Genomic DNA, 14,328 nt, shown 5'->3' on the forward strand with positions numbered 1-14,328 from the left:
AGAAGAAAATGACGTTGAAGAGAAGAATTTTTTTAATATTTCTAGTCAGTTCTTTGGTGCCCTTTTTAAGTATTTTTATCATTTCGAACTATACGATCGACAAGATTTTTGACAATAAAATTGAGAGCGGAATTAACAGTAACCTGAGACAAGTCGAGCTTTCATTAGGGAATTCCATAAGTAATCTAAATCATATTTCACAACAATTAGCCTATGGCGGCAATATCGTAAAACAAATAGACGATGTTTTGTTCCGATCGATGGATCCCTATCAAAGACTAGAAACGAAAAATCAGTTGAAAAGTGAACTGAATTTGATAACTTTTACCAACCCCAATATTGGACTAGCTTTTTACTATATCCAAAAAGAAAATGCCATTCAATTTGAAAATTTCCCTGTAAAAGAAAAATTCTCATTAGATTCTTTGCCTTTGCTTGCTAAGTATTATGATATTACGTATTTCGGTCCCCATAAAAGTATGAACGAGTCTGATAATCAAATCGTGCTGTCAGCGTTAAGAAAGGTAGGATTGCCGGACCGTGATGATGTGTATGTTTATATTGAAACCGGGTTTTCTTTGACCCAAAACATTCTGGAAAACAATGAATATGGAGGAGGCTTATCTCATCTTATTTTAGACGGGAATGGTCGAATCGCTTATAGCGAGGTTCCGGAAATTTTTGCGAGCGGCGCACAATTTCCCGATTTTTCGAAGGAGGAGGGGAACGGTTTATATAAGGATCATTACTGGTTTAAGCAGACCTCTAATCAAAATTGGAGTGTTGTTTCCGTTATATCACAAACTGACTATAACAAAGAAAAAAACCAATGGATGCTTCAAATATTGCTGGTTTCGCTGTTTTTTATTTGCCTGACCCTTTTGCTCGCTTGGGTGCTTTGGAAGATGGTATATAAGCCGTTAAACCTTTTTCATTCCGAGATTAAATGGATGTCTCAAAATCGGTTAAAACCGCAGCTTAAAAAAACGAAAATTCCCGAATTTGATTACTTATTAAGACAATTTTCCGAAATGAAAGAACAGATCTGGAATTTATTCGAAGAAGTAGAGCAAAAGGAAAAAAAACGTGTAGATCTTGAAGTGGAAAAACTGCTCTATCAGATCAACCCCCACTTCTTGATGAATACTCTTGATACCGTGCATTGGCTGGCTATGATCAACGGGCAAAAGGAGATTGACCGGCTCGTAAAGTCGCTGAACAAGCTGCTGTATTACAACTTGGGTAAAATGGGACAAGTATCAACCATTGAGGAAGAGATCGACGCGTTAAGACAGTATCTTGTTTTACAGCAAATCAGGTACGATTTTCAGTTTGATGTTCGGATAGAAGTGGACGAGAGTGTCCTAAAACAGCCCGTGCCGCGTTTTATTCTTCAACCACTGGTTGAAAACTCTTTATATCACGGTTTAAGTGACGATGGATATATCGAGGTTAGTGTCGTGTTGGATAATAATGTTCACATATCCATTCATGATAATGGAGCAGGGATGAAGGAAGAAACGATCCAAGAGATTCTGAATAATCGCACGGTTGAACATAAGAAAGTCGGGATGGGAATTGGCATGAATTATGTTAAACGAATGCTGGATGCACGTTATGGAGATAATGCGAGTCTGGAAATAAAGAGTGAAGTCGGCAAGGGGACAAGCGTATTGTTGACTTTGCCTCTGAGCGGGGAGGATACGTGATGTCGATAAAAGTTCTTGTGGTAGATGATGATAAACTAGTTCGCAGAGGACTGATTTCTTTTATGCCTTGGAAAGATTTCGGCATGGAGGTAGTCGGGGAAGCGAGTAATGGTGAAAAGGCATTAGAGTTTTTGGAATCGCATTCCGTCGATTTGCTGCTTACAGATCTCTCCATGCCGGTCATGTCCGGCATTGAACTTATGAGGTTCGCGCGAATGCGCTTTCCGCATCTGCATATGGTTGTATTGACGCTGCACCAGGATTTCGAATATATCCAGGAAGCACTAAGGCTTGGCGCAATCGATTATATTGCCAAGGTGCAGATGGAAGAGGAACAGTTTGAAGAAATTCTTGGCCGAATTGCAACACGTATTAACGAACAAAGAAGCCAAAGTCCAAAATCGTTAAATCCGAACCAAGTTATGGTCGAAAATAAGTATGGCTATGCGCTGTTATCCTTGAATCATGGAATTGAACATAATTGGCCTCATGAACTGCAGCTTACAGCAGATGCTTGCATGATGGAAGCGGATCGAAACTGCTCGGTGTGGTTCGTTAAAGAAGAACAACAAAATGAAGTGTTTGAAACATTGTCGGAGAAGGTGCGTCAGGAACCGGAGAGCGTGCTGCTTATTTTATCTGACAAGGACGGGTACAGCTGGAAGGATATGCAGCGTTGGTTAAGGGTTTATAAAGAGAAAGTTTTATTTTATGAATATCATCCTGATCACAAAATCATTAACGTTTCCCTGAGTGAGGATGTAAATGCCCACACTGAAACAAATGAATCAGCTTTGGAAAAAGTAAAAGAAGGCTGGCTGTTCTCTACCTGGTTCCATAACGATACTACGTTCAATAGACTCATTCACGAAATGAAGTCGCTCAGGCTGGAAGAAAAACAATTAATAGGACTTCTGCATTCTCTTGTAATCGAATGGAACCGTCTACTTGCTCAGACAAAACTAAGCAAAATTCAAATGATCAACAATGTTCATTCTTGGTTTCAAGTAGAACAATGGTTAAGCAAGATCCGAACGGGCATTCAGGAATCTATTGGAAATCCTGTTTACTCACATGAAATCATGGATTGCATCACTAAGGCTGTGTTAATGGTGCAAGATGAATTAAGCGAGCAGCTTACAGCAGCCGAATTGGCCCAACGATTAAATTTAAGCCGGGGCTATTTTAGTCAATGCTTTAAAGATATTATCGGAAAAACGTTCAACGAGTATTCCCGTTCCATCCGAATAGAAAAGGCAAAAGAGTATCTGTTGAATACGAACAATACTATTGTTTGGATCGCGGAACAAACCGGCTACTCGGATGAAAAATACTTCAGCAGGATTTTTCGAGAATTGACAGGCGTACTGCCAAGCGAATATCGGCAAACTCATCGAATGAATTAGTATAGGAGACCCGAATTCAGGAAGGTAGATAAATGTATGATAATAGGGAGGGAAATGTTCGGAGCAAATTGCCGTTTTGCGTTCCTGCTCGCATGAATTGCCTTCATTTCTCTAACTGAACCTCCTCTCGCTATCTATCTCGGAGTGCTGACTTTCAGGTATATACTGAACACGAGGCAAAAACTTAGCGAAAGAAGGGGACATCCATGTTTAAAAAGATCACCATGGTGCTGCTTGCAGCATCAATGGTAGCGGTATCAGCGTGTTCGAATGGATCAAATGAATCAACAGCGGAAAAGTTTCAGGCAAGTGCTAAACCATCCGCACCTTCCGATCCGTTCGGTAAATACGCAGAGCCGGTAACCATCAAAACCGCTTACTCCGTAGACCCGGCCTTCAAGTCCACTAAAGGGGAAACACTTGAGAAAAATGCCTGGAAAATGGCGATGAAAGAAGAACTTAATATCGAAATCGATATTGCGTGGCAGGTATCCAAAGAAAATTTTGATCAGAAAATGAATTTGTCCATTGCCAGCAATGATTTGCCTGATGCAATGGTTGTCAGCCAAGTACAGCTGAATCAAATGGTGAAAGCAGGGGAATTGGAAGATCTCACGGAGGCTTACAATAACTATGCGTCTCCTTCTGTAAAAAAAATTATTGAAAGTACAAATGGGCTTGCTGAGAAGCAAGTTACCTTTGACGGCAAGATGATGGCTATTCCGCATGTAGGTGCAGAAGACTTTAATATGCTGTGGATCCGTCAAGACTGGCTTGATAAGCTCGGCCTCCAGCCTCCAAAAACGGTGGAGGATCTGGAAAACGTGGCGAAAGCCTTCGTGGAGCAGGATCCTGATGGAAACGGTAAAGCGGACACTATTGGTATCGCTGCGGGTACGGGATTATACAATGATTTTACTGCCGGCCCAGGCGCCTTCGATGTAACGCCGATTTTTGGAGCCTTTAATGCGTTTCCGGGATTTTGGGTTGAAGGCGGCGACGGCAAGCCAGCGTATGGATCCATTCTGCCAGAGACCAAAAATGCGCTTGCTAAGCTGCGGGACATGTATGCGGCCGGTTTGATCGATAAAGAAATAGGCATTCGCAAAGCTGCCGAAGAGACGGTCATTAGCGGTAAGGCGGGCATGTTTTTCGAAGGCTTCTATGGAGGATACTGGCCGCTTCCGAGCGCATGGCAGAACGATCCCAAAGCCAACTGGCAAGCTTATGCGGCGCCGCTGGATGCGGAAGGCAAATATAATGTCAAGGTAGCTAACCCATCGAACGGTTACCTGGTTGTCCGGAAAGGATATGAGCATCCGGAGGCTCTAATTAAGCTGAATAATCTTTATTTGAGAGACGAAGCGATACACGGGCCTGATTTCATGCTCATCCGTAACTTCTTTGCCCCGCTAGACGAAATCGGTTTTGAATATAAGGCTATGAAAGAAGTATTGGCGGGGACCAAGACGCCGGAAGATTATGCAGACATGCCGGAATATAAATTGCTGAAAAATTCGTTGGAAACCATTAAAAAATCCAAATTAGAACCTTATGACAAACTGGATATCCAATATTGGAATCAGAGCGACAAAGATTTCATGCGTGCCTACTCCATCATGGTTGGGGCTAGAAACCATTCCGATCCAAATCTCAATAAAATCAAAAGTCTGTCCTACACACGTACCGAAACCGTCGAGAAAAGATGGACGAACTTAACCAAACTGGAAAAAGAAACGTTCTTGAAGATTATTATGGGTTCAGCACCGCTTGATACCTTTGATCAGTTCGTTAAGGACTGGAAAAAACAAGGCGGCGATGATGTGACAGAGGAAATTGTGAAAACAATTAAATAAAAACAATGTTACCAGGAAGGACGCCGGCATGAAGACGGCGTCCTTTCCCGTTCACGGACGCATATTTTCCCTATGGCATTCAGGTGGACAAATGTAGGATGGACAGGCGTATAAATGTTAGAAATGATTGATCAAACGGCTCTCGTGCTTGCATGATTTCCCTTCATTTCTCTACCTGAATGCCCTCTCGCTATCTATCACGGAGAGCCGTACATCGCGTTTATACTGAAATAGAAGCATCTACTTGAGAGGACTTGCAATAATCACGCATCTCTCTATATCGAAAACAAGGAGTGACAGCAACGTGAAAAACAATGGATTTGCAAAACATTACTACCTCATGCTTCTCCCCGGGTATGTATGGTTGATCATGTTTAGTATCGTACCGATGTTCGGGGTACTTATTGCTTTCCAGGATTATCAGCCTGTACGCGGCGTGTTTGGCTCGGAATGGATCGGCTTAGAAAACTTCGAATATATGTTTGCGCTTAATGACAGTAAAATTATCTTTTTTAATACCATTTTTATCGCACTAATGAAGATGGCGGCGCATCTTATTGTACCGGTTATTTTTGCTCTCATGCTTAATGAATTACGGGTCGCCATCTTCAAAAGATGGGTGCAGACTCTAGTCTATTTACCGCATTTTCTATCCTGGGTCATTCTCAGCGGGATTATCATGGATGTCTTCTCCTTCACGGGCCCGGTTAACAATATGTTGTCTACATTCCATATTGATCCGATTCTATTTATGGGAAAACCAGAGTTGTTCCCGTATCTCGTTGTCGGGAGTGATGTATGGAAGGAGTTTGGCTTTAATACCATTATTTATTTGGCAGCTTTAACAGGAATCAATCCCTCTTTATATGAAGCGGCGGCATTGGATGGAGCGAATCGCTGGCATCGGCTCAGGCATATTACGATTCCGGGCATCGCGCCAACCGCTTTGCTGCTTCTCATCTTAAGCCTGGGAAATGTACTGAATGCCGGATTCGATCAAATCTTTAACTTGTATAATCCGCTTGTGTATTCCACCGGCGATATTATCGATACATGGGTATACCGCGAAGGTCTCTTGAAACTGCAATATGGTTTGGCTACAGCCGTCGGTTTGCTGAAATCCGTAGTCGGCTTTATCTTAATTACATTATCCTATTACCTTGCCAATCGATTTACAAATTACCGGATCTTTTAACGAAGGAGCATGGAAATGATTAGAGAAACGAGTGCCGCCTCCAAAATCTTCGATTTAGTCCTTATTGTCGTATTAGTTGCCATTTCACTTCTTTGTATCCTTCCTATCTGGTATACATTGATGGTTTCCTTTAGCCAAAAATCTGCAGCTGCAGCCGGTATCGTCAGCGTATGGCCGATAGGGTTCAATCTGAATTCATACATGCAGATTATGAAGGATGCTGTTTTTTTCAACTCATTCTGGGTATCTATTCAACGTGTTGTATTGGGGGCTTCCCTCAGTTTTGTAGTTACGGTGTTTATGGCGTACCCGTTATCCAAGAGCACCAAAGAGTTTCGTTTAAGAAACGTCCTTATGTGGGTACTGGTATTTATGATGCTGTTTAGCGGAGGGCTTATCCCGCTCTATCAAACGGTGAAGGCATATGGACTAATCGACAGTGTTTGGGTATTGGTGCTGTCAGGCGGCTTACCGATGTTTAATGTCATTCTGGTCATGAATTTCTTCCGGAACTTGCCTAAAGAGCTGGAAGAATCCGCTTTTGTGGATGGGGCAGGACCATGGTATACCCTGATTAAGCTGATTATCCCTTTATCCGTACCGGTTTTAGCCACCGTTACACTGTTCAGCATAGTCAGTCACTGGAATGAGTTTTTCAGCGGTTTGGTTTTTATGACGAAGCCTGACAATTATCCGCTGCAAACGTATATTCAGCAGATGGTCGTTCAGATGGATTTGACCACGATTAACAATGATCCTGAGGCGTTGAAACGCTTAAATGAACTGTCCAATCAGACCCTGAATGCGGCAAAAATCTTTATTGCCATGATTCCAATTCTAGTGATCTATCCGTTCTTGCAACGATTCTTTGTTCATGGGATTACGCTTGGATCGGTCAAGGAGTAGAGGTATCGCCCGAAAATGTCTTACCTGATGTGATCAAGTTTCTTGATCTATCAGGTTTTTTTGTTTTTTTAACTAGTTAAGATAGTACGATGCAGCTGAAAAGAATGATAATTCACGGGTCCAATAGCTCTTAAATGCTGCCATATACATTCATTTTCTACGAATTTCACTGGGAATTTAGATGGTTCGATCAGTACTATTGCCAGTCATAACCCCGAAACCTATGATTTGAATTGTGATCGATACACATATGAATTTAAGTTGAGGGGGACGGCGGATGAAGGGGCAACATGCAGCCCGGTTACAATCAAGACACAAGTACCTTTTCTTTAAAGAGTCTTTGTTCGTAAGGGATATTGTCAGAGATCGATGGTTGTATTTCATCTTATTTCCAGGTATTTTGTATTTCATCATTTTTAAATATGTGCCTATGTTTGGCTTGATCATGGCATTTGAGGACTATCAACCGCATCTCGGTTTTATGAACAGTTCCTGGGTAGGACTGAAGCATTTTGAACGTTTTTTTACAGAGCCGCAGTTTTGGATGCTGTTCCGAAATACGATTTTGTTAGCGATATATAATTTAGTGTTTTTCTTTCCGCTTCCTATTGTACTAGCGCTTATGTTAAATGAAGTCCGTCATAAAATATTCAAAAGCTTCGCTCAGACGTTATTGTACTTGCCTCACTTTGTATCATGGGTAGTAGCGGTTGGCATTTTCTATGTACTGTTTACTACCGAAGGCGGGATTGTAAACGAATTGATCCAAAGAATCGGAATAGAGAAAATTCCGTTTCTGCTTAGTGAGGATTGGTTCAGAACGATGATCGTCAGCCAGTCGATCTGGAAAGAAGCGGGATGGGGAACGATTATTTTCCTGGCGGCGTTATCCGGAGTCGACCTTCAGCTCTACGAAGCGTCCCGTATAGATGGAGCAGGACGTTGGCGACAGCTCTGGCACATTACACTGCCTGCTATTCGCAGCACGATCGTTATTTTGTTTATTCTACGCTTGGGCAGTTTTCTGGATACGGGTTTCGAGCACATCTTCCTCATGCTTAACTCTATGAACCGGGAAGTAGGGGAAGTGTTTGATACTTATGTGTATATGAAAGGCTTGACCCAAGGACAATACAGCTATAGTGCCGCTGTCGGGCTGTTTAAATCTATGGTAGGGCTTGTCCTTGTTCTCGGCTCCAATTGGATGGCGAAAAAACTCGGTGAAGAAGGCATTTATTAGAAGCGTCAGGAGGTTTCAATATGCTAGCGGAAGATAAGCATTGGAGTGACCGGCTGTTTAATACGGTAAACTATTCGTTGTTGATCCTGATATCGCTCATTACAATCATACCCTTCGTGTATATCGTTTCCGTGTCCTTTGCTACCCCGGAGGAAGTAGCTAAAGGCGGCTTGCTCTTATTTCCTTCGAAGTTTACATTAGGGGCGTATAAATATATCTTCTCAACCGATACGATGGTTCGAAGCATACTGATCTCGATTTATGTGACCGTGCTCGGAACGTTCATTAACCTCATATTGACCTCATTTACCGCGTACCCTTTGGCGAAAGCCACTTTACGGGGGCGCCGGACTATTCTTCTTTTGGTTCTGGTTACGATGCTCTTCAGCGGGGGATTAATTCCGACCTATTTTGTTGTCAAGGCCTTCGGCATGATCAATACGTATTGGTCCTTGATGATTCCGACCGCTATCAGCGCGTTTAATTTGATCGTGCTCAAGAACTTTTTTCAGCAAATTCCAGACAGCTTGGAGGATTCGGCCAAGATCGACGGCTGCAATGACTTAGGGGTATTGTTCCGTATCGTTCTGCCGTTATCCATGCCGGCAATGGCTACCTTCGGACTTTTCTATGCGGTAGGACATTGGAATTCATTCTTTAATGCGGTGATGTATATGAACGATGCCGAGAAATTTCCGGTTCAGGTTATTTTGAGACAAATTGTATTGTTATCGCAAGATCAAATCGGAGATACTACGTCGCAGCAGGATCCAACCGATTATTTGCCGCAGACGATCCGAATGGCTTCCATTGTAGTCGCGACTGTCCCGATCGTGCTCGTCTACCCGTTTTTACAAAAGCATTTTGCCAAGGGTGTGCTATTAGGATCGGTAAAAGGTTAACTCTATTTCGAGGGGTATCATTGTGTATAATAAAATTCAGGGGGGTTATCTCATGAAAAGAAAGCGCTTTATTATTGTTATGGTTTCATTGCTGACGATTGCGGGCGGTTTATCGGGGTGTGCAGGCGGGAAAGATTCGCAAACCGCGAAGCAGGAGGGAAATACGCCGTTTGAAGTTACGATCGCTACGCCTCAAATTGGAGAGGCCCCGAAAAAAGACAGTGAAGTGGAGCTGGCCATTGAGAAATATACGAATTCAAAAATCGATATGCAATGGATTCCTTCCGCTGCTTTTGAAGATAAGAAAAATATCATGATCGCCTCCAGCGAAATGCCCAAAGCGTTTAAAATAACGTCGAATGCCACAACGCTTAGCGCGATCCAATCCGGCTTGTTTTGGGAGATCGGCCCCATGCTTAAGGATTATAAAAACTTATCGGCTGTCAACGCGCTCCATTACGAAAATATAAAGGTAGACGGAAAGGTTTATGGATTGCCCTTGTACCGGGACTTCGGCCGCGCAGGGATCACTTACCGGAAGGATTGGTTTGACGAGCTTGGCCTGAAGCCTCCGGTAACCCTGGATGACTGGTATAACATCATGAAGACTGTCGCAGAGAAGGATCCTGAAAAGAATGGTCAGAATGATACGTACGGCATGTTTCTTGACAAATCCTACAACGATCCGGTTGCCAGCAGCTCTTTTCTGACCCGGCTGGCGGTTTCTCAGGGGGCGCCGAATAAATGGGGCGTAGAAGACGGTAAGCTGGTAGCTGAATTTATGACCAAGCCGTACCTGGATTCCATGAAGCTGCTTCGCAGGTTGTATCAGGAAAATTTAATCAATCAGGACTTTTCCGTTGTTCAGACTGCTGATGCCGATAATAAATGGAATGCAGGCAAGGTTGGGATTCGGATTAATACGGTGGCCTCGGCAGCTGCGACTTCTCAAACCAACCTAAACAAGGCTGTACCAAATGGTGTAGTTGATATTGTGCCTTATATGGGACCATCGGGCAATCGTGTACCGGCTGAACCCGGCAATAATGGCTTTTTCGTCTTCCCGAAATCGAGTGTAAAGTCAGAAGCGGAACTAAAGCAGCTGCTCGGCTTCTTCGATAAACTGCTGGACCCGGAGATGTCGACACTTTTAACTAGAGGGATTGAAGGCAAGCACTTCAATAAGACATCTGACGGAAAAGCGCAGTTTAAAGATTTGTCCCTATTTAATCTTGAGGTTAAGCCTTATCGTGACAGTCTGCCTGCGTTTGAGGTAACCGGTACGGGTCTGCCTCTGGCATTATCTGATTTGCAGGCGAAGGGCTGGAAGGTCGTTGCCGATAACCTGGAAAATGCGGTGCCTAATGCAGCGTTAACGTTGAACTCCAAAACTTATTTGGAAAAGGGCGGGGAGCTGGACACGTTAATTCGTGATGCCCAAACCAAGTTTATTATGGGGAAAATGGATGAGGCAGGGTGGCAAGCGGAAGTGGATAAATGGAAAAAAGCCGGCGGCGGCAAGGTGATTGAAGAATATACGGCCGAATATGCAAAGCAGAAGAAGTAAGCCGTTCCAACTGGAGCATGCTTAAGCAATCGGTATCGTAGATTTCTCTGATATAATGGTAATGCCGAAGCCTTGTAAGCGAAGGAAGGAGAGGTTTCCATTGCCAAAATACTTATATCGATTGCTCGTCTTCTCTCTTCTGCTCAGTGTAGTATCTGTTGCTTCCATTGGAGTCATTTCCTACTATATTGCCTCAAAGGATATTAGGAAGAAGGTCAATGAGGGAAACGTACAGATTCTGCTGCAAAACCAGATGAGAATAGAACAAATTTTAAAGAATGTGGAAATGGCAGCTGTGCAGTACATCAATTCATCGTTGGTAAGCGACTTTCTGTACGATGATTTACACAATGATGATTTCCAAACGATCAACAATCTCTCCAAAGGCTTGTATAATCTTTATTCTATTGAAGGTGTGGCCGATACGCGGCTAATAAACCTGGAGCACGATTGGATGATCAGCAATCTCGGCTTTACGACTACAGAAGATTTTGCGAATCGAGATTTATTGAGCCAATATGCCAAGCGTCCGCAAAATTTATTTTGGTTAGCTAATACCGACAGTGTCTCACAAGAAAATAACATTCGGTTGGTCATTAATCTCCCGATGATTTCCTCAACGTCCGCAGTTAAAGCGCTGCTGATTGTTGATATGTCGCAAGATGCGTTACTGAGCAATTTGGCGCAAAACACCCAATTAGGGAGCATTTATGTACTCAATCGAGATCGGGAGCCGTTCTTATCCAGCTCCAGCACGGTTCAGGTTCAGCCTTCCATCCTGCAAAAGATGAAGGCAGCGACGGATAAAACGGGATCTTTTGAAACAGACGCTAGGGCTGTCAACTATAGAGTTTCCTCCTATAACGGCTGGTCCTATGTTTCCGTCGTATCTATGGAAGCGATTACAAAGGATTCCAAGAAAATTGCTTTCATTACTTTAAACGCTTGTGTCATTATTTTAGTTCTTATCGCATTCGCCGCCTTCTACGGAACCTTACGCATGTATAGGCCAATCCGCCGGTTGTTTACGATGTTGGAACAGTTCGGTGGAGAGTCCATCGGGTTCAAAAAGCGGGATGAATTCGCGCTGATCGAGGAACGATTTTCTTCCTTGTTTAGTACGGGAAAGGATCTGCAGCAGCAGCTTCAGGCTCAGCGCGGACAGGTCAAAGAATTTTTCCTGTTGAAGTTAATTATGGGACAGGTGACAGAAAGCGAATTCTCCTATAAGTATGAGACCTATGGCTTCGGAGAAAAGGGGAAGGCGATAGGCGTGCTCGCTCTACAGATCGATTCTCTAGAGGACACAAGGTACTTGGACAGCGAAAAGGAGTTACTGTTATTCGCGATCAATAATGTCGTAGGGGAGCTAATTCCTGCCGATTGTATTCTGGGTACGCTGCTGCTGGATCAGTCTCAGGTCACGCTGCTGCTGGGGGATTCAGAGGATCCGGATGAGCTTAAGGGCTACTTCTATCAAATGGCGGAGCTAATTGCGTCGAAGGTGCATGAGCTGCTTCAGCTAAAAATCAGTATTGGCATCAGTCGGCCGTTTCACAGATACACGGACGCTATGGATGCTTACTCAGAGGCATTAGAGGCGCTTAAACGCAGAATTAGCCTTGGCAATGAACTCATCTTAAACTATGAAGATATCGAAACGGTCAACCGAAATAGCGTTCAGCCCGCCGCTTCTTGGAGTCACTTCGAAGAAAACATGGTGAGTGGGCTCAAAACAGGCGATGCCACCTCGGCTTATGAATATTTTAACCAGTATACGGCGGCGATTTTGGTAAAAAATGTGTCGTTTAATGATTTTCAAACCCTTATGCTCCAATTAATTACCAAAATCTATCGGCTTGTTCAGCAGCAAGGCGGAACACTGGACGGGCTGACCGGCACCAAATCGGTTATGATTCGATTCATGAAATTGAATACGGCTGAGGAGATAATGGCTTGGTTCAAGACGGAGTTGATTCCGCCTACCCTTGCCTTCCTGCAGGGGCGCATCGATTCGCAATATATCAATATCGCACATCAGATGGTGGAGCTGATTCAAGACAAATACGATCAGGATATTACGCTGGAAATGTGTGCTGAACAATTCCGGTTCCATCCTGTCTACTTAAGCCGGGTGTTCAAGAAAGAAATCGGAATAACGTTTATCGAATATTTGACGAACTATCGAATGAATATGGCCAAACTTTGGCTAAGGGACAGTAATATGAAGATTACGGAAATCGCGGAGCGTCTAAACTATACGAACTCCACCGGGTTTATCCGGACGTTCCGCAAAGCTGCAGGCATGACACCGGGCCAGTATAGAGAATCCCATTCGAGATCGTTATAACTGCATTCTGGCGGCGGATCATAATTGCATGACCTAACGCGGAGGTGCCTCTTTTGACTTATGAATTGGTAGATAGACTGAAAGAACAATATATGTCGGGCGGGAAATGCTTTTCGGTTAGGTGGCATTATATCGAGGGTTGTATATTAAAGGCGTATATGGACAGCTATGAGCAAACCGGTTGCGAAACGGAGTACAATTTTGTGAAAAGCTTTATGGATCAGCTAATTGATCCGAGCGGCGATATCCATGAAATTCGAATGAACAGCTATAATATCGATCAAATAAGGATGGCTGTTATTTTGTTTCCTCTATTTCAAAGAGAGCAGGAACCCAAATACAAAAGAGTAATGGATTTGCTGTATCAACAGCTGGCATCTTATCCGAGAACGAAGTCCGGTTCGTTCTGGCATAAAGAAAACTATCCCTATCAAGTTTGGCTCGATGGATTGTATATGGGGCAGCCGTTCTATGTCCAGTACGTGAAGCAGTTCGCAGAACGAAAGGATTATTCCGATACGATTCAACAGTTTCAAAATGTCCGTCAATATATCTATAACGAACAAAAGCGGTTGTACAGCCACGCTTATGATGAGAGCCGCCATATTTTCTGGTGCGATAAAACGACAGGACAATCACCGAATGTATGGGGGCGCGCGGTCGGCTGGTTTGCGATGGCGCTGGTGGATGTACTGGAGCTGCTGGAAGGAGAACCGGCAGATACCGGTATCCTCAAAGCCTATTTGAAGGAGCTTATAGATGACATGCTGCCGTACAGGCATAATGAGGGCATGTGGTATCAGGTCGTGGATAGGGCGGACTATCCGGGCAATTATCTCGAAGCCAGCGGGACGCTGATGTTAGCATATGCCATTTTGAAAGGGACGAGATTGGGCTATGTGCCAGAGGAGTATGTCGTTTACGGTATACAGGCGTTTAACGGGACAGTCGCTCGTTATTTGCGGGAAGAAGCAGGTGAAGTATTACTAGGCGGGATTTGCCGAAGCGCCGGTCTTGGGAAAAAGCCGGAAACCGGAGAAATTCGCGACGGCAGTCTAGAGTATTATATCTTCTCAGAAGAAGTAGTCGACAATAATGGTCATGGTGTGGCGCCGCTAATCATGGCCTACAATGAAATCAAACGGCGCGGCTTATGAGTATTCAGTTTAAACCAAACTATGAAACGTATAGAGGAGA

General features: G+C 43.7%; 10 protein-coding genes. All 10 read left to right on the plus strand.

Annotated features, from left to right (window positions below):
• Positions 1-8: 8 nt before the first annotated feature.
• Positions 9-1,709, plus strand: a complete 1,701-nt coding sequence (locus AC0YNZ_RS14095; RefSeq protein ID WP_475827188.1) for a sensor histidine kinase — start codon at positions 9-11, stop codon at positions 1,707-1,709.
• Complete coding sequence (locus AC0YNZ_RS14100) at positions 1,709-3,115, plus strand: response regulator transcription factor (protein ID WP_475827189.1); 1,407 nt, start codon at positions 1,709-1,711, stop codon at positions 3,113-3,115. The genes AC0YNZ_RS14095 and AC0YNZ_RS14100 overlap by 1 nt, the downstream gene beginning before the upstream one ends.
• Before the next feature lie 206 nt (positions 3,116-3,321).
• Positions 3,322-4,971, plus strand: coding sequence for an extracellular solute-binding protein (locus AC0YNZ_RS14105; protein ID WP_475827190.1), 1,650 nt, complete (start codon positions 3,322-3,324; stop codon positions 4,969-4,971).
• A 304-nt stretch (positions 4,972-5,275) separates the two neighbouring features.
• Positions 5,276-6,166 (plus strand): ABC transporter permease, encoded by an 891-nt coding sequence (locus AC0YNZ_RS14110; protein ID WP_475827191.1) that lies wholly within the window; start codon positions 5,276-5,278, stop codon positions 6,164-6,166.
• A 15-nt stretch (positions 6,167-6,181) separates the two neighbouring features.
• Positions 6,182-7,072 (plus strand): carbohydrate ABC transporter permease, encoded by an 891-nt coding sequence (locus tag AC0YNZ_RS14115; RefSeq protein WP_475827192.1) that lies wholly within the window; start codon positions 6,182-6,184, stop codon positions 7,070-7,072.
• A 277-nt stretch (positions 7,073-7,349) separates the two neighbouring features.
• Entirely contained in the window at positions 7,350-8,312 is a 963-nt protein-coding gene (locus tag AC0YNZ_RS14120) for an ABC transporter permease (protein ID WP_475827193.1), read from the plus strand.
• A 20-nt stretch (positions 8,313-8,332) separates the two neighbouring features.
• The gene (locus AC0YNZ_RS14125) at positions 8,333-9,214 is read left to right on the plus strand and encodes a carbohydrate ABC transporter permease (protein ID WP_475827194.1); all 882 of its coding nucleotides are present in this window, start codon (positions 8,333-8,335) and stop codon (positions 9,212-9,214) included.
• Positions 9,215-9,266: 52 nt separating this feature from the next.
• On the plus strand, positions 9,267-10,781 hold the full coding sequence (locus AC0YNZ_RS14130; protein WP_475827195.1) for an extracellular solute-binding protein: 1,515 nt from the start codon (positions 9,267-9,269) through the stop codon (positions 10,779-10,781).
• A 100-nt stretch (positions 10,782-10,881) separates the two neighbouring features.
• A complete protein-coding gene (locus AC0YNZ_RS14135; RefSeq protein WP_475827196.1) occupies positions 10,882-13,131 on the plus strand; it encodes a helix-turn-helix domain-containing protein in 2,250 nt (749 codons plus the stop codon).
• 44 nt (positions 13,132-13,175) lie between these two features.
• Positions 13,176-14,288 carry a glycoside hydrolase family 88/105 protein gene (locus AC0YNZ_RS14140; protein ID WP_475827197.1) on the plus strand — a complete coding sequence of 371 codons (1,113 nt, stop codon included), beginning with the start codon at positions 13,176-13,178 and terminating at the stop codon, positions 14,286-14,288.
• Positions 14,289-14,328 lie beyond the last annotated feature (40 nt).

It is taken from the genome of Paenibacillus sp. J2L1-98, from assembly GCF_056269405.1.

Coding starts and splice junctions, on each gene's coding strand:
- AC0YNZ_RS14125 (WP_475827194.1), top strand. CDS start 8,333: ATGCTAGCGGAAGATAAGCATTGGAGTGACCGGCTGTTTAATACGGTA.
- AC0YNZ_RS14115 (WP_475827192.1), top strand. CDS start 6,182: ATGATTAGAGAAACGAGTGCCGCCTCCAAAATCTTCGATTTAGTCCTT.
- AC0YNZ_RS14095 (WP_475827188.1), top strand. CDS start 9: ATGACGTTGAAGAGAAGAATTTTTTTAATATTTCTAGTCAGTTCTTTG.
- AC0YNZ_RS14120 (WP_475827193.1), top strand. CDS start 7,350: ATGAAGGGGCAACATGCAGCCCGGTTACAATCAAGACACAAGTACCTT.
- AC0YNZ_RS14100 (WP_475827189.1), top strand. CDS start 1,709: ATGTCGATAAAAGTTCTTGTGGTAGATGATGATAAACTAGTTCGCAGA.
- AC0YNZ_RS14105 (WP_475827190.1), top strand. CDS start 3,322: ATGTTTAAAAAGATCACCATGGTGCTGCTTGCAGCATCAATGGTAGCG.
- AC0YNZ_RS14130 (WP_475827195.1), top strand. CDS start 9,267: ATGAAAAGAAAGCGCTTTATTATTGTTATGGTTTCATTGCTGACGATT.